General features: G+C 37.7%; 21 protein-coding genes, 1 pseudogene and 1 riboswitch. Of the genes and pseudogenes, 10 read left to right on the top strand and 12 right to left on the bottom strand.

Annotation, left to right across the window (positions count from 1 at the left end):
- Positions 1-347 precede the first annotated feature (347 nt).
- Entirely contained in the window at positions 348-1,133 is a 786-nt protein-coding gene (locus tag LCP48_RS08490; RefSeq protein ID WP_225340856.1) for a VOC family protein, read from the bottom strand.
- A gap of 149 nt (positions 1,134-1,282) precedes the next feature.
- Here LCP48_RS08490 and LCP48_RS08485 point away from each other — a divergent pair, with 149 nt between their 5' ends.
- Positions 1,283-1,768, top strand: a complete 486-nt coding sequence (locus LCP48_RS08485) for a flavin reductase family protein (RefSeq protein WP_004269394.1) — start codon at positions 1,283-1,285, stop codon at positions 1,766-1,768.
- A gap of 90 nt (positions 1,769-1,858) precedes the next feature.
- Here the strand turns inward: LCP48_RS08485 and LCP48_RS08480 are convergent, their stop codons facing one another.
- The 5 genes from LCP48_RS08480 to LCP48_RS08460 form a co-directional block, all read right to left on the bottom strand.
- The gene (locus tag LCP48_RS08480) at positions 1,859-2,014 is read right to left on the bottom strand and encodes a YezD family protein (protein ID WP_004269393.1); all 156 of its coding nucleotides are present in this window, start codon (positions 2,012-2,014) and stop codon (positions 1,859-1,861) included.
- Between the two features lie 70 nt (positions 2,015-2,084).
- Positions 2,085-2,180: riboswitch (SAM riboswitch) on the bottom strand.
- A 170-nt stretch (positions 2,181-2,350) separates the two neighbouring features.
- Positions 2,351-3,445, bottom strand: coding sequence for a DUF418 domain-containing protein (locus LCP48_RS08475; protein WP_225340855.1), 1,095 nt, complete (start codon positions 3,443-3,445; stop codon positions 2,351-2,353).
- Entirely contained in the window at positions 3,429-4,031 is a 603-nt protein-coding gene (locus LCP48_RS08470; RefSeq protein ID WP_004269392.1) for a TetR/AcrR family transcriptional regulator, read from the bottom strand. Before LCP48_RS08470 ends, LCP48_RS08475 begins: the two co-directional genes overlap by 17 nt.
- Before the next feature lie 102 nt (positions 4,032-4,133).
- Positions 4,134-4,808 (bottom strand): phosphopantothenoylcysteine decarboxylase domain-containing protein, encoded by a 675-nt coding sequence (locus tag LCP48_RS08465; protein WP_004269391.1) that lies wholly within the window; start codon positions 4,806-4,808, stop codon positions 4,134-4,136.
- Between the two features lie 71 nt (positions 4,809-4,879).
- The gene (locus LCP48_RS08460; protein ID WP_004269390.1) at positions 4,880-5,761 is read right to left on the bottom strand and encodes a LysR family transcriptional regulator; all 882 of its coding nucleotides are present in this window, start codon (positions 5,759-5,761) and stop codon (positions 4,880-4,882) included.
- A 133-nt stretch (positions 5,762-5,894) separates the two neighbouring features.
- Here LCP48_RS08460 and LCP48_RS08455 point away from each other — a divergent pair, with 133 nt between their 5' ends.
- Both LCP48_RS08455 and LCP48_RS08450 read left to right on the top strand, forming a co-directional pair.
- Positions 5,895-6,794 (top strand): DMT family transporter, encoded by a 900-nt coding sequence (locus LCP48_RS08455; RefSeq protein WP_004269389.1) that lies wholly within the window; start codon positions 5,895-5,897, stop codon positions 6,792-6,794.
- Between the two features lie 136 nt (positions 6,795-6,930).
- Entirely contained in the window at positions 6,931-7,287 is a 357-nt protein-coding gene (locus tag LCP48_RS08450; protein WP_004269388.1) for a hypothetical protein, read from the top strand.
- Positions 7,288-7,402: 115 nt separating this feature from the next.
- On the opposite strand, the gene LCP48_RS08445 is transcribed toward LCP48_RS08450, so the two are convergent.
- Positions 7,403-7,840 carry a general stress protein gene (locus LCP48_RS08445; RefSeq protein ID WP_004269387.1) on the bottom strand — a complete coding sequence of 146 codons (438 nt, stop codon included), beginning with the start codon at positions 7,838-7,840 and terminating at the stop codon, positions 7,403-7,405.
- A gap of 181 nt (positions 7,841-8,021) precedes the next feature.
- Complete coding sequence (locus LCP48_RS08440; RefSeq protein WP_225340854.1) at positions 8,022-8,468, bottom strand: Dps family protein; 447 nt, start codon at positions 8,466-8,468, stop codon at positions 8,022-8,024.
- 217 nt (positions 8,469-8,685) lie between these two features.
- Here LCP48_RS08440 and pepF point away from each other — a divergent pair, with 217 nt between their 5' ends.
- Together pepF and LCP48_RS08430 are read left to right on the top strand one after the other, a co-directional pair.
- Positions 8,686-10,500, top strand: a complete 1,815-nt coding sequence (gene pepF, locus LCP48_RS08435) for an oligoendopeptidase F (protein ID WP_009370460.1) — start codon at positions 8,686-8,688, stop codon at positions 10,498-10,500.
- A 227-nt stretch (positions 10,501-10,727) separates the two neighbouring features.
- On the top strand, positions 10,728-11,711 hold the full coding sequence (locus LCP48_RS08430) for an SEC-C domain-containing protein (protein ID WP_004269384.1): 984 nt from the start codon (positions 10,728-10,730) through the stop codon (positions 11,709-11,711).
- Between the two features lie 58 nt (positions 11,712-11,769).
- On the opposite strand, the gene LCP48_RS08425 is transcribed toward LCP48_RS08430, so the two are convergent.
- Positions 11,770-11,961, bottom strand: a complete 192-nt coding sequence (locus LCP48_RS08425; RefSeq protein ID WP_004269383.1) for a zinc-finger domain-containing protein — start codon at positions 11,959-11,961, stop codon at positions 11,770-11,772.
- 187 nt (positions 11,962-12,148) lie between these two features.
- Here LCP48_RS08425 and LCP48_RS08420 point away from each other — a divergent pair, with 187 nt between their 5' ends.
- From LCP48_RS08420 to LCP48_RS08400, 5 genes are all read left to right on the top strand, one after another.
- Positions 12,149-12,541: a ribonuclease HI family protein gene (locus LCP48_RS08420; RefSeq protein ID WP_004269382.1), complete on the top strand. Its 393-nt coding sequence runs from the start codon at positions 12,149-12,151 to the stop codon at positions 12,539-12,541.
- Positions 12,542-12,773: 232 nt separating this feature from the next.
- Complete coding sequence (locus LCP48_RS08415; RefSeq protein ID WP_004269381.1) at positions 12,774-13,571, top strand: amino acid ABC transporter substrate-binding protein; 798 nt, start codon at positions 12,774-12,776, stop codon at positions 13,569-13,571.
- A gap of 67 nt (positions 13,572-13,638) precedes the next feature.
- Positions 13,639-14,295: an amino acid ABC transporter permease gene (locus LCP48_RS08410; RefSeq protein ID WP_004269380.1), complete on the top strand. Its 657-nt coding sequence runs from the start codon at positions 13,639-13,641 to the stop codon at positions 14,293-14,295.
- A gap of 11 nt (positions 14,296-14,306) precedes the next feature.
- Positions 14,307-15,053: an amino acid ABC transporter ATP-binding protein gene (locus LCP48_RS08405; protein ID WP_202341762.1), complete on the top strand. Its 747-nt coding sequence runs from the start codon at positions 14,307-14,309 to the stop codon at positions 15,051-15,053.
- A gap of 74 nt (positions 15,054-15,127) precedes the next feature.
- On the top strand, positions 15,128-15,331 hold the full coding sequence (locus tag LCP48_RS08400; RefSeq protein ID WP_004269378.1) for a hypothetical protein: 204 nt from the start codon (positions 15,128-15,130) through the stop codon (positions 15,329-15,331).
- A 382-nt stretch (positions 15,332-15,713) separates the two neighbouring features.
- Here LCP48_RS08400 and LCP48_RS08395 read toward each other — a convergent pair whose 3' ends face one another.
- The 3 genes and pseudogenes from LCP48_RS08395 to LCP48_RS08385 form a co-directional block, all read right to left on the bottom strand.
- On the bottom strand, positions 15,714-17,774 hold the full coding sequence (locus LCP48_RS08395; RefSeq protein ID WP_225340853.1) for a HAMP domain-containing sensor histidine kinase: 2,061 nt from the start codon (positions 17,772-17,774) through the stop codon (positions 15,714-15,716).
- Positions 17,752-18,447, bottom strand: a complete 696-nt coding sequence (locus tag LCP48_RS08390) for a response regulator transcription factor (protein ID WP_004269376.1) — start codon at positions 18,445-18,447, stop codon at positions 17,752-17,754. The genes LCP48_RS08395 and LCP48_RS08390 overlap by 23 nt, the downstream gene beginning before the upstream one ends.
- A 244-nt stretch (positions 18,448-18,691) precedes the next feature.
- Positions 18,692-19,308 (bottom strand): annotated as a pseudogene (locus LCP48_RS08385) (NUDIX hydrolase).
- Positions 19,309-19,587 lie beyond the last annotated feature (279 nt).

Genomic DNA, 19,587 nt, shown 5'->3' with positions numbered 1-19,587 from the left:
CTTTTGTTTTTTCATAGTAGAAAAGTGATGAGTGACAACACCTCTCGATAAATGAGTAGTGAACACCTTTGCTAAAAGTTAGTGGATTGTAGCGATAGCGGAGGAAGCGGCCCGCTAACAGGAAAGCAAGTAGCCTGCATCAGAAATTCTATGGATGTTCTTGTTTTCGACACTATGTAAAGTGGCTGGGCAAAAGTGTTTCAGCCAACAAAAATACCGAACTATCCACTGAAATGCTCACGAAGTGTTTTGGAATAGTTCGGTTTTTCTAGTTATCATGTTTTGTTAATTTAAAGATTATTCGGCTTAATGAAGGTCCCAGTTAGTTATGGCCCAGCCTTTTCTCCTTATCGATTTATCCAATAAAAAGCACCAGGGCAAACTAATGTTTCTTTTGTTCGTTTAGGATCCTTTAATGTCACACCAAATGGTCCCTCTTTGACATGACCGAGTGTCATTGTCATCGCACTCTCTTCCTTATAGAAATCTAAACGCATATTCGGTAGCTGTAGTGACATATACTGCTCATATTGCGTAGGCTCTGGTAGCTGTAACACATCTTGCCACAGCTGTACTGTTGCCTGCATGTCCTTGACGTAGAATTGGACGGATTCCATCGTTATAGCCTGTTTGACATCAATGGCACCACTTGCTTTTAATTGAACAAAGCGTTCTTCATCTTCCTCCGCCCATTCAATCAAAAATGGAAAATCAATTGGCAGATCTGGCTTACCAAAATGCAGTAGCTTCCATTCTACCACCGTGCCATCTGGTCTTGTTCTGCTACATGCATCAGGTCCATATACTTCATAGCCCAATGCTCGCAATCGTCGAGCCTCTTCCTCAATATTTTTTGTGCGCAGAGCAATTCGAGAAAATCCCTGGCGCTCTTGATCACGTTTAAACGTATAATGTAGGGAATATGGGTATTGTGCCGCTTGCTCAAATAAATCACGATCATAGATAGCAATTTGTTCAATATAGCTTAAGCCAAAGTAGCTTAACGTATTATAAGTCCCCCACATCGTGTGCTGCCCACCATTCACTGTATGGACATTTCGTTTATTGAAGAAAACCTTTATATTTTCTGGTGATTCCACTTGATGAACCAGATGATCAAAATATAAAGTCATGGCCATTCCCCTTTCTTTCCCCATTACCTTTACCTGTATGTTTGATTAGTTTAAAATTTACTCAAGAAAAGGAGTTACTAGTAGGATATGAAAAAAAGTTTCGTTTACCTACAAACTCCGTTCACTAATTTCATAAAGAGGTGATTTGAATGACAGATTTAGTAGCTGCTTTTAAATTGGCATTAGGTAATTACCCTACAGGCGTAACAGTTGTCACGACATGTTATGACACAAAACCGATTGGCTTAACCGTCAATTCCTTTGCATCTGTTTCAATCGACCCGCTCCTTATTTTGTGGTCACTCGATAAAAAATCTCAGCTCCATCCCTATTTCACGACTGCGCCAAATTTTGTGGTCAATATTTTAGCGAGTGATCAAGAGCATTTATGTACACTATTTGCTAGTAAAATCCCTGATCGCTTTGCACAAGCAACATGGTCCACTTCCTCTTTAGGACTACCGATTTTACATGATACAGCAGCTAATTTACAATGTAAAACATTTCAGCAAATCGATGCTGGTGACCATACCATTTTTATAGGGCAGGTCGTAGATATTACAAATGCTCAAAAAGAGCCCTTGCTGTATCATCGCCGTCATATCGGTCCCATACCAAAAAGCTTTTATAGCTAGCCTTTACACAAAAAAAGGGCCACTTGTAAGCACAGGAAATCCTTCATGCTTATAGGTGGCCGTTTGACATAAGTTCTACTGAAATCATGGTTATTTTTTCTGCGGAAATCTCTGCTTTTCAAGCCTATTAATTTGCACAATCACACCATCTTGAATCGTAATATGCACTTCACCAAATTCAAGATTTTGAATCGCCTTCGCAATTGCCTCTAATTTCTTATCATCTACTTTTACTGACTGAGCCATACGATACACCCCTTCTTTTTTATCCTTATTGTTCATAAAGAGGCCAACGCATCAAACTGATTGATAGCCCCTCCTATCTCTCAGACACCATCTGTTGGATTTGGCACCTGTTTTTCGGTTGCCGAGGCTTCATTGGGCCAAGTCCCTCCACCTCTCTTGATAAGAGTACTGCGTTTCTTGAAAATAATTCTATAATTCTGCTATAGGAATGTCAATACAAAATATTAGAAAACCTAGTTGAATACTATGCAATATGTCGTTTAGATTAAAAGACTCCCTATACCTAAAGTATTTTATGCCTAGTCAGTGAGAAATAGATGGCACTCCATTAATTTATTACAAGCTCCATTTCCTCATCATGAATTCAAGTGGGCCTCGATGATGTTTAGCCCTCCACCATACTGAAACAAAGACACATCCTAAAAAATAACAGCAGGCATACAGCATGGAAAAAGCAAGTGTTTGGTTCTCCAGCTTTTGGCAAATAATTAGTATTCCAATGCCTATAACAACATGGCCAACATAATGCGTTAAAGACATTTGTCCTGTTAATATGAAAGATTGAATAACTTTATTTTTACATGTCTCTACAAGATAGATGGAGCCCACAATGATGACAATAGCCGAAGCCGAATTAGATAGGACATACATCATATTCGGTGGAATCGGTCCTGTATCAAATAAATACAATGCACTCTCTACATCTAATAAATGAATGGTTGTCATCTTAATGAATAACGTTGAACAAGTCTCAGTCATGATGACTAGCAATAAACCTGTCACCAGTAAGTTTTTTTTTAATGTATGATTTGTTAAATCTAATGTGCCTATCACCATACCTATCAGAAAGAAGCAAATCCAGGGGAATAGAGGGTGATAGCCATTAAACATCAAATTTCTTATAAATCCAGCTGGTGTCCAAAAATCAAGATACTCTAGTAACACATATGTTGGATGCCAACCAGCAAGGTAATTAAATTGAATTTGGAGCCATTGTGAAAGGATAAGGATGGCACCGATTATGAAGATCATCATTTTCTTGGATTGGGCAATCAACCAAGCAGCAACAAACATATACACGCCATAATAATGTAATATATCTCCTGTCCAGCCGATCGCATATAATAGTATCCCTATCGTAAATAACAAAAGCGCCCTCTTCCACAAAGTAAGTCGATTTTGACGAAGAAGGATTGGGTCCTTACTCTCTCTAGCCTGACGAGTCATGAAGGCTGTCCCTATTCCTGCTAGCATGACAAATACGGCTGAAGCACGTCCCTCGAAAAGATGTTGGAAGGCAATTAACCATGTTGAACCATTCGTTGTAGAACCTGTTATAACGCCAAAATTGACAATGAACATGCCAAGCATGGCGAGAGCTCTTGCAAAATCAAGACCTTCAATGCGCCGATCATCATTTCTTTTTGTCATCTTTGCCCCCTTGAATAACGCTATGTACAGCCTCCTTCCAAATAGCCCTATAGTTCAATTGGTTGCCTGTTAACATGAAATTACCGATATTATCATAGACCAGGGCTAGCATCTGTGCCTTCGCTTCTATATGGGGAGTATCCTCTAACACGCCTAGCTGTACGCCATATCGTAGGATAGTAACAAAGCTTGTTAAAAAGCTGGTTTCTAGCTCTACTAATTGTCTTTTATAGTTTTCATCGCGAGCCGCTAATAGTACATATTGATTAAATATTTTATTAAAATAAGGGTCCTTGTCCTGTGCCTCAATAGATTGATAGCCTAGCTTAAGTAATTCCTCCTTAAAATTAGCGGAAGAAAGCTCTTTATAATCCACAGCGACATCATGTTGAATTTCTTTATACAATTCATCAAATATGAAAGCGATTAATTGATCTTTTGATTGAAAATAATAGTAAATGGCTGGTTTTGAAATACCGACCTCTGTAGCAATCATTGCTAAGCTTGTTTTTTCAAAACCATTTTCCGCAAACATCCCATAAGCAATTTCTATAATCTTTCGAAAAGTTTGTTCTTTATTTCCCATTATTACCCTCCTTTTTTACCGAACGTTAAGTAAATATTATAGGATGCTAACCTTTTAGGCAAGAAAAAACTGCGTAGAACTATTTCTCTACACAGTTCACATTTATTGATTTTGTAAATACATCATTAAAGCTTCTGCTGTTTTTTGCTTGCCCATTACTTTAAGAGGCTGTCCATCAGCAGGTACAATCCAATGAGGTTCATCCCCCCCATATAAAGACTGAGAGCTATTTGCTACCATAAATTGTGCATTGGCTGTTTCCATACGCAGTCTGGCACGAGCTAACAAGAATTCCTCATCATTCGTTGCTTCGAGCTTAAAGCCTACTAACGTTACATTCGGTTGCCATCCCTTAATTTGACCTAATACTTTTGGTGCTTTTTTAAAATGAATAATAGGTGGTTCGTCAGAAGGCATTTTCCCCGTTTCCTCCATTAAATTACCTGATTGATCATATACTTTGTCAATGACCCAATCAGAGCCCGCAGCCGCCATAATAACGATATCGACATGTTGTTGTTGAACTGCATGACGCACCTTTTGTCCTAAATCCTCTATGCCTTCAAATTGTATCAATGTCATATCATTTTGGTTTTCTGGGAGCTGTGCAAAGTAACCATGCATGTATACTACGTTAGCGCCAGTAGCCAGCGCCGCCTCTGCTAAATAACACCCCATTGTGCCTTTTGATAAATTCGTATGACCTCGTACACGATCCCATTTTTCAAGTGTTCCCCCACTTGTAATGAGTACGGTTTTGCCCTGTAATGTCCCCATACACTCACCTATTTTCTGAAATATATACAAATACTATTTTAACGTAATGTAAGGATAGGCTTCAATAGCCACTATTTTAGGGAGCTGTTTTGTTCTTTTAGCCAAGCACTTAATATCTCTGCAAATTTCTTTGTGACGGGCGAAGCATGGTGTTTCATGGCAATACCAATCGTTCGGTAGCCACCTTGCTTTAATGGAATCGCTCTCAATGTTGGCGGTAAATTTTGAATAACCAACTGAGGTAAAATACTGATCCCTAAATGATGAGAAATCATGGAAAGAATCCCTACCTCCTCAGAAAGCTCAAAGCGGATATTCGGCTTGACATGATATTGCTCTAATAGCACCTTGACATCATTTGTCCCTTTATAGGAAGTCATAATAAATGGCATATCCTCTAAATCTACGATATCAATTTCTGTCTTATCAAACAATGGACTTTTATCCGAAACAATACATAATAATGGGTCTTGTTGGAGCTCAGTGAACTGATATTGCGCTGACTTTTGACCATTCAAAAATCCTGCTTCTACTTCACCACTTAAAAGCCATTGTTCAATTTCATAGTAATCTCCCTCTCGTAACTCCACCTGTATCCCTGGAAATTGATTATCCATAATTCGAACAATTTCTGGCATCCAATTGGAAGAAATACTCGATATCACACCAATTCGAACCTTACCCCGTGTCACGCCATGAATGTGAGCTGCTTCCTGTTGCAATAATTCCTGAGCATCCAAAACCTGACGCATTGCCCTTAGCATTGTTTGTCCCTCACTCGTTAATGTCACACCCACACGACTTCGATGAATGAGCGCAAAGCCAAACTCTTTTTCTAAACTCGACACGGCATGACTCACAGCAGATTGTGTTAACCCTAGCGCATCAGCTGCTTTTGTAAAGCTTGCCACCTCTGCCACCTTTGTAAGAATCTCATATTTAACTAAGCTCATCCGCAATCCCTCTATATACATGAATTTTTTTAATCCTATTCATTATAAACATTCGTTTTACTAATCACAACACAAGATATATAGTAATTTTTAGTATAAAACTGTTTTAGTACACAGATGGTAGGTGAACATAATGAGTATCCAAGGAAAAGCAAATGTATTGATGGTTATTGTCACAATGTTTTGGGGGCTCTCTTATACCTTTATGGTCATGGGGCTAGAAACGTTGGCAGTTTATAATGTGGTGGCATTACGTTGTATCATCGCATTTTTCGTAGCAGGACTTATTTTTTACAAACGGATGATCAAAGTAAATGGTAAAACATTAAAATATGCGGCTATTCAAGGATTTTTATTATTCATTGTGTTCGCGTTAAGTTTATTTGGTTTACAATCTACTTCTGTTTCAAATGCAGGCTTTATCTTGAGCCTAACAGTCGTGTTAGTGCCGATTTTTAGCAGCTTTATTGAAAAAAAATTACCTTCACGAGCAGTTAGCTTTGCGATCATTTGTACCATGATTGGTATTACCGTCTTAACAGCACACGGCTCATTCACTTTCCATAAAGGTGATTTATTAGTAGCAATTGCTGCGTTATGTTATTCAATTTATTTACTTTTAAATAGCTCATTCACACGAAATGTAGAGTCCATTTCATATGGAATTTATCAGCTTGGCTTTGCTGGTATTTATGCACTTGTGTTAACGTTTCTATTCGAAACACCAACAATGCCAAATTCAGCAATATCCTGGATTGCTATTTTAGGGCTTGGCATCATCTGTAGTGCGTTTTGCTTTGTTGGTCAAACTGTTGCACAACAGTATACTTCTGCTACACATACAGGTCTTATATTCTCCTTAGAACCAATTTTTGCCGCTATGTTTGCCATGATGTTTATCGGAGAAGGCATAACAATGAAATTAATGATTGGTGGTAGCTTCATTCTTATAGGGAATTTAGTAGCACAATTAGAGCATTTCCATGTATTACGTTTTATGAAAAAGGATGCACAGGAAAAAGTCATACAATAATATAGTGTATTGAGTCACTTTGTTATATGAATAAAAGAGGAAGCTGAGCGTTATTTCTCAAGCTTCCTTTTCTATGGCACGATTACATGTAAAATAGTATAATTTTTACAGGTACGAAAATAAAGGAGATTCATACATGCAAATTCAAACCTTACATACGTCATATTATTCACCAACCAAGGACAATCAACCGATTCAAACACAAAACCTACTGGATTTAATAAGACATGTGGATGACCGTGAAGTGGAAGACGAAAAAAAGAGCAAATCGAAAATTGAGGTCAGACACGAAAATGGCTATGTACGTCAATACCTTGTCAAACCAACAGGACAAAGGGTTCTCCTCATGGAAACCAAACAAAGCCTTGACATTAGAGAATCTACTAATTTACAAGACCTGCTTTCGCAACCTTTTAAAAAGAAAACAAGTGATCCAATTCTCTCAATACTAAATGCGAAAAATAACATTTCTAAATATAAAGGTGGCATTTAAAAAATAGCCCTTCTTTTCAAGAAACGCTAGATAAAATAATAGACAAAGTCGAAACAATCGACTTTGTCTATATTCAAACGATCGAGAAATAGTCATACCTCGTTAGTTTGACTCATTATAAAAATCTTCTATATTGCTCTGCTTCTGCCATACGCTGTTGATTTCTTAAACGCTCCTCTTGCTCTTTAGCAGTCTCTGGATATGTTTGGAGTGTATCAACATCATCCTCATGTTCTGCATATAAGACAATACTTCCTTGTTCTACAAGATGCGCATAGTAAGCGATTTGTCCCTCTGACAGATTAAATCGTTTTAAACCCTCTGTAACGGCTGAGTCGCCTGTAAACCAAGATTTAAATTGGTCTACCCAATTTCCAGCCTCATGCGTTTGCACATCGGCATCCCACTTTACATCCTCAAACTGTTGGGGATCTCTCGCAATAATATGAATATCGTCTTGGTGATAACCTTCCATTCGCATATTCTCTAAAATGTGAAGCATTTCATCCCTTGTATGGGCCACCTCAATTTTTGGATTTTGTTCATTCATCATGTTCAATTCCTCCTATGTTGTATGGCTTACTAGGTAATTACCCGCGCTACACACAAACAAACCCATTTTACTAAACTGTAATAATTGTTAAATTGCCTTAAACTACGTTGCTGATTTGACATAATATGTTGGGCAGAAAAAAAGCATGCTGGAGAGAATGTCTTCTCCAGCATGCAAATTGTCAATGTTTACTTGTCAGAAAGGCTTTTAACATCCATGTATGCTTTTCAAGAGACTGATACATGGCATTGAGTAAATCCTCTGTACGGTCGTCTCCTTCTTCTGCGGCTAGCTCCATTGTAGAATTTAAAGCTTTCATCAGCTTTTGGAAATCTGAGATTGTTGTTGCAACCATGTCCTCTGTCGTCTCTTCACCTGTTGCTTCCTCTACATAGGATAGCTCTAGATGCTCTTTTAATGTTGCCACTGGCTTGCCATCCTTTGATAAAATACGCTCTGCTATTTCATCTAAATTCAATGTTGTTTCATTATATAGCTCTTCAAATTTTGCATGCAGTGTAAAGAAGGCTGGACCTGTGACATACCAATGATAATTGTGTAGCTTTGTATAAAGCACAGACCATGTCGCCACTAGCTTATTTAATTGTTTGTTTAAGTTTTGTGCCATAATCAATTTCTCCTCCAATATGTCTTGTTCTAGCCATTAGTATGAGTCATAAAAGATGTTGGCTATACACTCATTGTTCCCGACCGACAATATTTCAAACATCCTTCATGAGAAACGATTTAGAGTAAGAATATTTCAACTATTCTATGAAATTATTTCACTTTCCGAAATAGTTTCGTTATAATGAAATCACTTATATGTAAAGGGGTGTCCATAAATGAAAGTTTTACCATTACGAAAAGATGTTGCAGTAGAGCAAACTTGGGATTTAACAGATTTATTGAGCAATGAGGCTGATTTTGAACCTACCTTAGCCCAATTAGTGGAAGATGCACTTAGCTTCGAGCAGCAATACAAAGGTACGATTACAAATGCACAAAAAGTAATCGACGTGTTAACAGCCTTTGAAGAGCTACAAATAAAGTTTGTTCCGATTGGCACATATGCAAGCTTAAATCTAGAGACAGATCGCACAAATGATGTAGCACAAATGCGTGCTGCAAAGTTTGGTACAGCTATCGGAAAAGTCAGCAGTGCACTATCCTTCGTGCGCAGCGAGTTACTAGCATTGGATGAAGCTGTTTTACAAGAAGCAGCGACATTAAGCCCTCTTTACAAACGATATCTAGAGGAATTATTAAAGCGAAAACCACACCAGCTCCATCCTGAAGTGGAAAAAGCGCTGGCAGCCTTCAGTGCCACATTTGACGCGCCATATAAAACGTACAATACGACGAAATTAGTGGACATGGATTTTGGCGAATTTGAAGCCAATGGTGAAAAGCATCCCCTTAGCTTCGTGCTTTACGAAAATGACTGGGAGTTTGAAGCAAATACAGATGTACGCCGTGCTGCCTTTCAAGCTTTTTCAAGCAAGCTACGCGATTACCAGCATACAACAGCACAAGTATATAACACACATATTCAACAAGAAAAAACAATGGCTGACCTAAGAGGCTATAATTCTGTCATTGACTATTTACTATTTGATCAAGATGTCGATCGTTCACTTTATAATCGTCAAATTGATTTAATTACAAAAGAACTTGCCCCACATATGCGTCGCTATGCAACGTTAATTCAAAAAGCCAACGGAATCGACCAAATGACATTTGCAGATTTAAAAATTGCACTTGACCCTGATTATGATCCAAGATTATCGATGGCTGAGGCAAAAGAATATGTTGAAAAGGCTTTAGCCGTTATGGGTAATGACTATAATCAATTAATGGAGAGAGCCTTTAATGAACGTTGGATAGACTATGCGCCAAACAAAGGAAAATCTACAGGGGCATTTTGTTCAAGCCCGTATGGTAGCCATCCTTATATTTTAATGTCATGGAATGAACAAATGAATGAAGTCTTTACACTTATTCATGAGCTTGGTCATGCTGGGCATTTTGCAAGTACGTATGAACATCAATCTTATCTTAATAGTCGACCATCTCTATACTTTATTGAAGCGCCATCGACAATGAATGAAATGCTGTTAGCGAATTATTTACTAACACATAATGAAGATCTACGCTTTAAACGTTGGGTAATTTCCAATATTGTAGCGAAAACATATTATCATAACTTTGTTACACATTTACTAGAAGCTGCCTATCAACGCAAAGTATATGAATTAATTGATGCTGGAGAAGCAGTTAATGCAACCATCCTCAATCAATTAAAACGTTCCGTGCTGGAAGACTTCTGGGGAGATACAGTCGTTATTTCTGAAGGCGCTGAACTCACATGGATGCGTCAGCCGCACTATTATATGGGCCTTTATCCATACACATATAGTGCAGGGTTAACCATCTCCACACAAGTGTCTCAACGTATTTTAAAAGAGGGCGCTCCAGCTGTTGAAGATTGGCTAGCAGTTCTTCGGGCTGGCGGTACAAAATCACCAGTGGAGTTAGCGCAAATGGCTGGTGTTGATATTACGACTGACCAACCACTTCGTGATACAATTGCCTACATTGGCCATTTAATTGATGAGCTTGAACGTCTAACAGTGGAAATCGAAGCGGTTCAGCAATAATTTAACTAGAAAACGGTCCTACCTATTCAAGGTATAGATCGTTTTCTTTTTTTAGTTCTAAGTAGAAAAATACGTACATATACTAGAATCAGGGCGTCCCTCTATATTTTTTAGATATTTCAAAATAGACAATCATTTTTCTTCATACAAAAGTACCGTTATTATTAAGAGTACGCAAATTATTTAGCAATATACGATTAACAATGATTAAAGGAAGTGTTCTAATTATGGTAAAACGTAATGATCCATGCCCATGCGGTAGCGGCAAAAAATATAAAAAATGTTGTGAAGGCAAACAACAAGTAACAGTGGAAGCAGTACAAATCGAAGAATTAGAGCGTGTGCTACAAACATTTTACTTAGAGTATCCTGAACGTAAAGATGTTCGTGCCTATATTGAGCATGTGGGCACATGGCAGCCTAAATTAGAGAGCGTTTTACAGCGAGAGCTTATTGAAGCCATCGCTTTAGACGACTTTTTCTTCCACCAAGAGCCATCTATTTGGAAAAATTATTTGAAGAAAACGAAGAAAAAGGCGGTAAGACCTTCTACAGTCAAAGTACTTGAAGATTGGTCTCAGCCGACTTTATTTATTGGTACGGTGTCTGTTGTTGAGGAAAAATATTTCAAGGCTAATCATATACTTACAAATGATGAGCTTTATATTCGACGTGAAAATAACAAACCGATTCCTGAAGGTATGCATGTATTTGCCTTCATTTTACCAGATGGAACGAAGAAATCGGCTCATTATTTAGCTGTGTCTACACTGATTTTCTTCCCAGAAGATCATGCGAAGGTCTTTGAAGAATTCAAGAAGCGCTTTGAGGCTTCAGAGAAGAAGGTTGGCTCCTTCTTAAAAGAAGAGCACCTAGCATTTTGGGAGTTATTAGTATCAAATGGCTATAAAGGTGAGGAATTTTCAAACTTTGAGAGCAATGTCCTGACACAAGTAAAAGACTTCCTAGAGCAAAATGAGCGTGAAACAGCACCGATGCTAGAGCTTCTAGAGGACTATTTAATTGAAGGTCAACCGACTGCGCGTAAAGAAGCGGCCATTGCAGCTGGTGCGATTCGTTATGGCCAGGAAAAGGAGCTGTTTGAGTCCCTTTCTATGACGGTAAAAGAAATCGCTGCGACATTTGATATTTCGGCTTCCTCTCTTACAAAGTATTACCAAGATCTAAGCAGCTATGCTGAAACAAAATAATGATGACAATAAAGAAGCTACATGTATTTGCTAATACATGTAGCTTTTTCTCATGTGTTTATTTACTATAAACTTTTAAAAGTTCTTCCCCTAGGAACTGTAGCTTTTCTCCAACTGAACAGGCTTCAATGCAGAAACGATGAGCCCCTGGTTTACCACGTTCTTTACGTAATTGCTTAATCACTAAGCAATCCGAACAATACGTATCATGCAGTTCATCAATATCCTTCATAACCGTCACTTTATCCATGTTGAACTCTCGCTCCTTTCACGTCCAAAATTCACTTCATACTATTATGAAGCGTTCAATTTCAACAAGCAACTATTTTGTTTACTTCCTACGTATTTTTTTCAAACACGAATTGCCCACAAGGATGCTTTAAACCATAGCCTTGTTGTACAATTATAATGAAGTCAAAACGCAAAGTAGGGATAATATGTTAGAAGTTTATATAGATGCTGCCAGTGCAGGAAATCCTGGGCCAAGTGGGATAGGAGTATTTATTAAAGGTGAAGGTCACCATATCCAAATCAGCGAGTATATTGGTGAAACAAACAACCATATTGCTGAATTTTCGGCATTGGTTCGTGGTCTTGAAGAAGCACAAAAGCTAGGCTCCCCTCTTGTCTCGGTGCGTTCAGATTCCAAAATCGTTGTTGCTTCTATGGAAAAAGAATATGTGAAAAATGAGGAATTTAAACCTTATTTAGAAAAAGCTTTAGCGCTTGCCACTAGCTTTGATTTATTCTTTATCAAATGGGTGCCCGACTCACAAAACAAAGCGGCTGATGCCTTGGCACGAAAAGCAATCCAAAGCAAAAATGCCTAGCTTCATTTCACAGGACTGTTCTATTGGAGCAGTCCCTTTTTCTTATCCCTATTCTTCAGTTATTTACTATCCCCCAATCTCATTATTTTATGATATTCAAAAAAATGCTAGAAAACGCCACTCATTTTCTGATTAATCCAAAACGATATTGACATTGTTAGAGGACGATGTTATCCTTTAACACATTAGTAGTTTAGCAAGCGAAAGCGATAGATTATAGGGGGAAACAAAAATGAAACGTGTAGTGACTTTATTTATGATGCTGACAGCTGTCATCGTTTTAGCAGCGTGCGGCTCTTCAAAAGAAAAGACAGCAGAAAAAGACGAAACAGCAGCAGATCAAGAAAAAATGATTATTGGAATCGACGATAAATTTGCACCAATGGGCTTCCGCGATGATAAAAATGACATCGTTGGATTCGATATTGATTTAGCTCGTGCTGCAGCAGAGCATATGGGCGTTGAAGCAGAATTCCAGCCAATCGATTGGAAAACAAAAGAGGCTGAATTATTAAGTGGACGTATTGATTTAATATGGAACGGTTATACCATTACAGATGAACGTAAGGAAAAAGTTTTATTTACAAAGCCTTATCTTGAAAACTCTCAAGTTGTGATAACAAAGGCAGATTCAAAGATTACGAAGCTAAGTGATTTAGCTGGACAAGAAGTAGGTATTCAATCCCTTTCTTCTGCGGCAGATGCATTAAACGGTAACCCAATTCACAAAGAAGTGAAAAAAATGACAGAATTTGCGGATAATGTTTTAGCATTATCAGACTTAAAAACAGGCCGTGTTGATGCTGTGGTAATCGATGCTGTAGTTGCAGAATATTACATGACACAAGAGCCTAACACATTCAAATTATTAGAGGAATCACTCGCACCTGAGCAATACGGTATTGGTGTGAAACCAGGAAATGAAGCCTTATTAGAAAAACTACAAGCCGCGTTAGACAAAATGAATGAAGACGGTACTGCGGCTGATATTTCAACAAAATGGTTCGGTGAAGATAAAGTATTAAAATAATGACAGGATACATCAACTGTAAGAGTTTCCTTAGCGGAACTCTTACTCTTTTTGGAGGGACATCGTTATGGCGGATTACTGGCAAACTATGATATTACCGATGCTAGAAGGGGCAAAAATGACAGTTTTACTGTTTTTCATCGCCATTCTGGTATCGATTCCATTCGGCTTTTTACTAACACTTGCCGTAAAAAGTCGGATAAAACCACTCGCTTGGCTTGCACATACGTATATTTATATCATGCGTGGTACACCACTATTACTACAATTATTATTAATTTGCTTTGGTTTACCTATGCTGCCAGTAATCGGTGAATATTTAGTACTCGATCGTTTTGTGGCCGCTTGTCTTGGCTTTATTTTAAATTATGCTGCCTACTTTGCAGAAATATTCCGTGGTGGTCTTCTTGCCATCGACAAAGGACAATATGAGGCAGCCCAGGTACTCGGTTTATCCAAATGGCAAACGACGACACGTGTTATTTTGCCACAAATGTTTCGTGTCGCCTTACCTGCTTTATCAAATGAATCCGTTACACTAATCAAGGATACAGCCCTACTTTATGCAGTTGCTGTTCCAGAATTACTACATTTTGCGCAAACAGCTGTCAATCGTGACTTCACAATTACACCGTTCTTTATTGCTGGTGCAATTTACTTAGTCATGACCCTTGTATTGACCGTGTTCTTTAAATGGCTAGAAAAACGCTTTAAATTCGAATAGAGGTGACACATATGGCATTAATGGAAGTAACCAATTTGAAGAAATCTTTCGATCAGGTGGAGGTTCTGAAACAAATCACATTTTCAGTAGAGAAGAATGATGTCATTGCAGTTATCGGTCCCTCTGGATCTGGGAAAAGTACAATGCTTCGAAGCTTAATACATTTAGAAGAAATCGATGGTGGCAGTATTGTAGTAGATGGCGATTATTTAGTGCAAGATGGTCGATATACAAAGCCACAAGACATCAAAGCAATCACAGCTAAAATGGGAATGGTCTTTCAACACTTTAACCTGTTCCCCCACTTAACCGTTCAGCAAAACCTTGAAATGGCACCAAGCTTATTAAAAGCAGAATCGGCAGAAGCCATTACAAAACGCTGTCAAGATCTACTACAAAAAATTGGTCTTGCCGACAAGGCCAAGGCTTATCCAGCCAATCTTTCTGGTGGCCAAAAACAGCGTGTAGCAATTGCACGTGCTCTAATGATGAATCCTCAAATTTTATTATTTGATGAACCTACCTCTGCCTTAGATCCTGAGCTGACAGGTGAAGTATTAAAGGTTATGAAAAGCCTAGCAGAGGACCACATGACGATGATTGTTGTGACACACGAAATGGGCTTTGCACGAGAGGTAGCAAATAAGGTAGTCTTTATGGATGGTGGTCAAATTATCGAATCTGATCATCCAGACAACTTCTTTACAAACCCACAAAACGACCGTACAAAAGCGTTTTTACGAAAGAATCTTAACTAATTTGAAGGAGAGCTGGCTCATGTCGCTCTCTTTTTTATACAGTTCTTTACTTACACAAAAGGAATAGGACATGCATGGATCCTATTCCTTTTAAAGTGTTGAAAAACAAAACAATCAATAGAATTTTTGTGAAAGGTGAAAATGGATTTCCGTTGCAGGCTACTTGCTTTCCTATGGGCGAGCGCCGAGCCGCTTCGTTTAGAGGCTATCCTACGGGAGTCAAGCCTTCCACGCAAACCTACAAAAGTGTTACCTTTTTAGAAAAGGTTTTCAAATAAAGTGAAGTTATTCACTACTCTTTATGAAGAGGTGTTGTCACGCATCACTTCTCCACCTTAAAAATAATAAGAGCTTATCCCCTCTAAGAATACAGATAATGGGCTATTTGATCGCTATGCTAGTATGAAAAAAGTAAAGACATTTTGCAGAATGGTTGATTGGAGTGGAGCCAGCGTCACTCCTAGGGGTTTTAGCGTCACTGAGGAGACCCTGGAGCGAACGGAAGTGAGTGAAGCGGCTCATCGGACGCCCCTTGGAAAGGACGCTGGCGGAACGGAAATCAACCCCTCACCTTGCTAAAAGGTCTTTTTCTAGTAACATGATCTTCTTTCAACAACAGAAAAGGAATAGGACACGCATGTATCCTATTCCTTTATTACATTATTCATTTGGGAATTTCGGTAGATAAATCATGACCTTAAATAAATCACCATCTACTTGAACTAAGAATTTGCCATTCTGGATGTGAATAAGGCTTTCAGCAATCGACAACCCTAATCCGCTACCTTGACTTGACCTTGATTCGTCGCCTCGTTTAAAGCGTTCCATTAACTCATCTACTGAAATATTTAATTCATATGCTGAAATATTTTTAAATGTCACAAGTATTTCATTCCCTAAATCTTCAACACCAATATATACCCTTGAGGTAGGGAGTGCGTATTTAAAAATATTCGAGAATAAGTTTTCGATGGAACGCCATAGGAGTTTACCATCAGCCTTCACATACACTTTTTCTGTTGGATGGGCTAACTTAAAATCTAATGACGAGGCTTCAATTTTTTCATCCATTTCTCCAATTCCTTGCGTTAGTAATGATACGATATCAATCCGTTCTAACTGAACAGGTATACTACCACTTGATGCTTTAGCCGCTTCAAATAAATCATCCGTTAAAAGCTTGAGTCTTTTCGATTTTTGATCTAACACCTCTACATATTCTGCAATCATTTTAGGATCGTTTTCTAATTTCAATAAATCAACATACGTAATAATTGACGTTAAAGGGGTTCTAATATCATGCGAAACATTCGTAATAAGTTCTGTTTTTAAACGCTCACTCTTGATTTCACTATCCACTGCCTTTTTTAACCCATCTGTAATACGATTAATATTTTCTGCAAGTTGATTAAACTCCCCATTTCCATCAACTTCAATTCGATGATGAAGATCTCCATTTTTAATTTGCTCTACGCCCTCTTTAATGCGGTTAAACGACTTCACCTTTCTCATTGCCAACCAGGCAGCTATCCCCATCGTAATGGGAAACATGAAAAACGTAGCCGCTACTACTAATGGATAACCAATTACTAGTAGCACAATTTTCACGCCTGTACTGCCACTGTCAAAAACATGTTTCACTAAAATAAATAGCTTTTTAAAAAGTTGATAGAGGAGTGTATGCTGAAAGAACGTTCTATTTTTAATATGCTTTACGAGTGATAAAATCAATAGTAAGCCAATGATAAAAATAGGCACGGTGAAGAACATGTACATATCACGGAAGACTTCAACAATCATGGCGATCCACATCGCTGTTAAGCAACCGATAAGCACAATATTAAGGTCATTATAAAGTTTATCAATGACATGGAAATGAATTTCTTCTTTATCAAATGGCGTTCTTCCAATAACTATAATTAAATATACAAAACAAAAAATAAATCCTGCTAGAAATACCATCCATTCATTCAGAAAACCTTGGGCAGCCGCTTTATCTTTTTCCCATTCCGATATTTTTTGCTGTAGGTAAGAGTCTTTAAAAGCCACATAAATAACATCTGTCTGTGGGTTCAACATGTTAACTTCGTGTGTAAAGTAATCCAAGTATTGACTTTCTTTCACTTCATTAGGGTAAAGCTTTTGTTGATAATCTTTAAATAACATATAGGCATCAAAGGATTCAAATTGCTCTTTCTTAGTGAGATCACTATTGGAGAACTCATGTTCACCGTCACTTGCATAAAACACAATTCCTTCATAGGCTTCGAGCGAACTGCGTAATTGATAAAAATTTCTTACCTGTTCTTTCATACTTTCATCTTTTGTTCTAGCAATGTCTTTTGCATAGTTTTCTTGATAGATGTGCTTATTTTCCTCTTCACTCACATTAGGATTATATCTGTAAGAATTACGGAAATCATAATATAATTCCTCTTCGATTCTTCTATTATCCTCTTCTGTTAGTGTCTTTCCACTTAAAATATATTCTTCACTTTTATATTTTCCGATTAATTGCGCTAAAGGAGCAATAATGCTGTAACTTTCATCTGCGAATGCTCGGCTTTCAAAATAGGTATCTTGATTTATACTACTAAGATGAATCTCATTAAATTCCATGTTAATCATTACTCTCGCTATACCAGTTAAACAAGCAACAGCAATTAGAAACATAACTACTTTCGTAATAAGTGCATGACTAATACTTCTCAACTTTCTCAACCTTATACCCAACTCCCCATACAACTTTTAAATACTTCGGCTCTTTTGGATTAATTTCAATTTTTTCTCGAATCTTTCGAATATGAACCGAAACCGTATTTTCAGGATTAATAGCCCTGACATTCCATACCTTTTCATAAATTTCTTCAATCGTGAATACTCTTCCAGCATTGGCAGTCAGAAGTTTTAAGATTTTATATTGCACTGGTGTCAAATGAACCTCTTGTTTATCAACAGTAATGACTTTTTGTTCATCATCAATCACAAGACCACCCGTTTGAAATACAGCACTACTTCTCTCGAGACTTCCAAAGGTCGTATACCTTCTGAGCTGCGATTTCACTCTAGCCACAAGTTCTAATGGATTAAACGGCTTAGCCATATAATCATCTGCTCCGATATTTAATCCCAGTATTTTGTCATAATCCTCCGATTTAGCAGAAAGCATAATTAACGGAATCATATTATCTTGCCGAATCTTCATCGTCGCCGTAATCCCATCCATTTTGGGCATCATAATATCCATAATAATAAGATGAATAACGTGATCCCGAATAAGATCGATTGCCTCTATCCCATTGTAAGCTTTGAATACTTGATAGCCCTCATTTTCTAAATAAATGCTAATCGCCCTAACAATTTCTTTATCATCATCACAAATCAAAATGTTCAACTACATTCACTCCTCCAGCGCTTTAGGTTCATGTCAATCACCCCTATAGGATTCGTATAAGGATATAATACTAATTAAATCTTAACAAACTCAGACATCAATTCTTAAGATTTTCTTAGTGTTTTCCTTTATGCACACTTGATGTCAAATACAAATTCAAGGAAAACAATAAAAAAGGAAAGCAGGTTTGAGCGGCTCTCCTTTAATCGTCAAATATACAATTCATATTATTCAGCTTGAGATATCAATCAAAATAGGTAGGTAAATGTAGATTATTTAAATGACGAAAAGCTAACTTTAGTTGTGACTTGTATTTCTAGCCATTGATAGAGAGGGCATTTCATTTTCTGCAAAGAACGCAACAGCGTTAGTTTCCATACCTTCTTCTGCACGTCCTCCAATGATTTCACATTGGATAAACATTTTATAGGCATGGTAGAGAGATGGTGGATGAGGGAGGCACTTCTTATCAAATACACTTATGAGTTTGATTGCTTTTATATCAAATCCCGATTCTTCTTTCTTTTCTTTGATGGCTACTTCACTAGGTGTAAAGCCGATGTCGCCCCAGCCACCTGGTAATGACCAATCACCATCCATTTTTCTTTAACCATTCATATTTTATTGTCCTTAAAAACCAACGCCCGAATATCTATTTTTGGGGTCGCATAACCCGTCTCATTAGCAAATAAATCACGTATAACTGTCTTTTCGATATCTGTATGGTGTGCTATAATGCCAACGCTTATTCCTCTTAATGATTCAAACCCTTTCCAAGTCATAAATATCCTTCGAATAAGTTAGTCCTGCCTGCGCAATTGATTGTGGCTGTTTTGCCCACTCAAGCCATTTAGGTTCCATATATTTTGTTTCCCAAAAATCATTGTAGTCAATGACAATTAAATTTACATTAATTGAAAAAAACTGTTTATCCATGTTATAATTCTTAGTGAAGATGTATATAAGTAAATAAGACCATTGGTGCTGGAACACCAATGGTCCTAGTAACAAGACGAATCGCTTCAAAGGCGATTTGCAAAGTGATGAAAGTAAACCATCTCACATGCTGGCGAGGCAGGGGCGGTTTACTTTTTTTGTGTAAAAGTAAATGACAATGCAAGTACAGAAACAATAAGTGTA

Origin of the sequence: Lysinibacillus capsici (assembly GCF_020217405.1) — a bacterium.
Lineage (GTDB): Bacteria > Bacillota > Bacilli > Bacillales_A > Planococcaceae > Lysinibacillus > Lysinibacillus capsici.
This window is presented reverse-complemented; position numbering and strand designations above follow the sequence as displayed.

Excerpts from the sequence above, each read along its gene's own strand:
- LCP48_RS08490 (WP_225340856.1), bottom strand. The coding sequence starts at position 1,133 with ATGACTTTATATTTTGATCATCTGGTTCATCAAGTGGAATCACCAGAA.
- LCP48_RS08485 (WP_004269394.1), top strand. The coding sequence starts at position 1,283 with ATGACAGATTTAGTAGCTGCTTTTAAATTGGCATTAGGTAATTACCCT.
- LCP48_RS08480 (WP_004269393.1), bottom strand. The coding sequence starts at position 2,014 with ATGGCTCAGTCAGTAAAAGTAGATGATAAGAAATTAGAGGCAATTGCG.
- LCP48_RS08475 (WP_225340855.1), bottom strand. The coding sequence starts at position 3,445 with ATGACAAAAAGAAATGATGATCGGCGCATTGAAGGTCTTGATTTTGCA.
- LCP48_RS08470 (WP_004269392.1), bottom strand. The coding sequence starts at position 4,031 with ATGGGAAATAAAGAACAAACTTTTCGAAAGATTATAGAAATTGCTTAT.
- LCP48_RS08465 (WP_004269391.1), bottom strand. The coding sequence starts at position 4,808 with ATGGGGACATTACAGGGCAAAACCGTACTCATTACAAGTGGGGGAACA.
- LCP48_RS08460 (WP_004269390.1), bottom strand. The coding sequence starts at position 5,761 with ATGAGCTTAGTTAAATATGAGATTCTTACAAAGGTGGCAGAGGTGGCA.
- LCP48_RS08455 (WP_004269389.1), top strand. The coding sequence starts at position 5,895 with ATGAGTATCCAAGGAAAAGCAAATGTATTGATGGTTATTGTCACAATG.
- LCP48_RS08450 (WP_004269388.1), top strand. The coding sequence starts at position 6,931 with ATGCAAATTCAAACCTTACATACGTCATATTATTCACCAACCAAGGAC.
- LCP48_RS08445 (WP_004269387.1), bottom strand. The coding sequence starts at position 7,840 with ATGATGAATGAACAAAATCCAAAAATTGAGGTGGCCCATACAAGGGAT.
- LCP48_RS08440 (WP_225340854.1), bottom strand. The coding sequence starts at position 8,468 with ATGGCACAAAACTTAAACAAACAATTAAATAAGCTAGTGGCGACATGG.
- pepF (WP_009370460.1), top strand. The coding sequence starts at position 8,686 with ATGAAAGTTTTACCATTACGAAAAGATGTTGCAGTAGAGCAAACTTGG.
- LCP48_RS08430 (WP_004269384.1), top strand. The coding sequence starts at position 10,728 with ATGGTAAAACGTAATGATCCATGCCCATGCGGTAGCGGCAAAAAATAT.
- LCP48_RS08425 (WP_004269383.1), bottom strand. The coding sequence starts at position 11,961 with ATGGATAAAGTGACGGTTATGAAGGATATTGATGAACTGCATGATACG.
- LCP48_RS08420 (WP_004269382.1), top strand. The coding sequence starts at position 12,149 with ATGTTAGAAGTTTATATAGATGCTGCCAGTGCAGGAAATCCTGGGCCA.
- LCP48_RS08415 (WP_004269381.1), top strand. The coding sequence starts at position 12,774 with ATGAAACGTGTAGTGACTTTATTTATGATGCTGACAGCTGTCATCGTT.
- LCP48_RS08410 (WP_004269380.1), top strand. The coding sequence starts at position 13,639 with ATGGCGGATTACTGGCAAACTATGATATTACCGATGCTAGAAGGGGCA.
- LCP48_RS08405 (WP_202341762.1), top strand. The coding sequence starts at position 14,307 with ATGGCATTAATGGAAGTAACCAATTTGAAGAAATCTTTCGATCAGGTG.
- LCP48_RS08400 (WP_004269378.1), top strand. The coding sequence starts at position 15,128 with ATGGATCCTATTCCTTTTAAAGTGTTGAAAAACAAAACAATCAATAGA.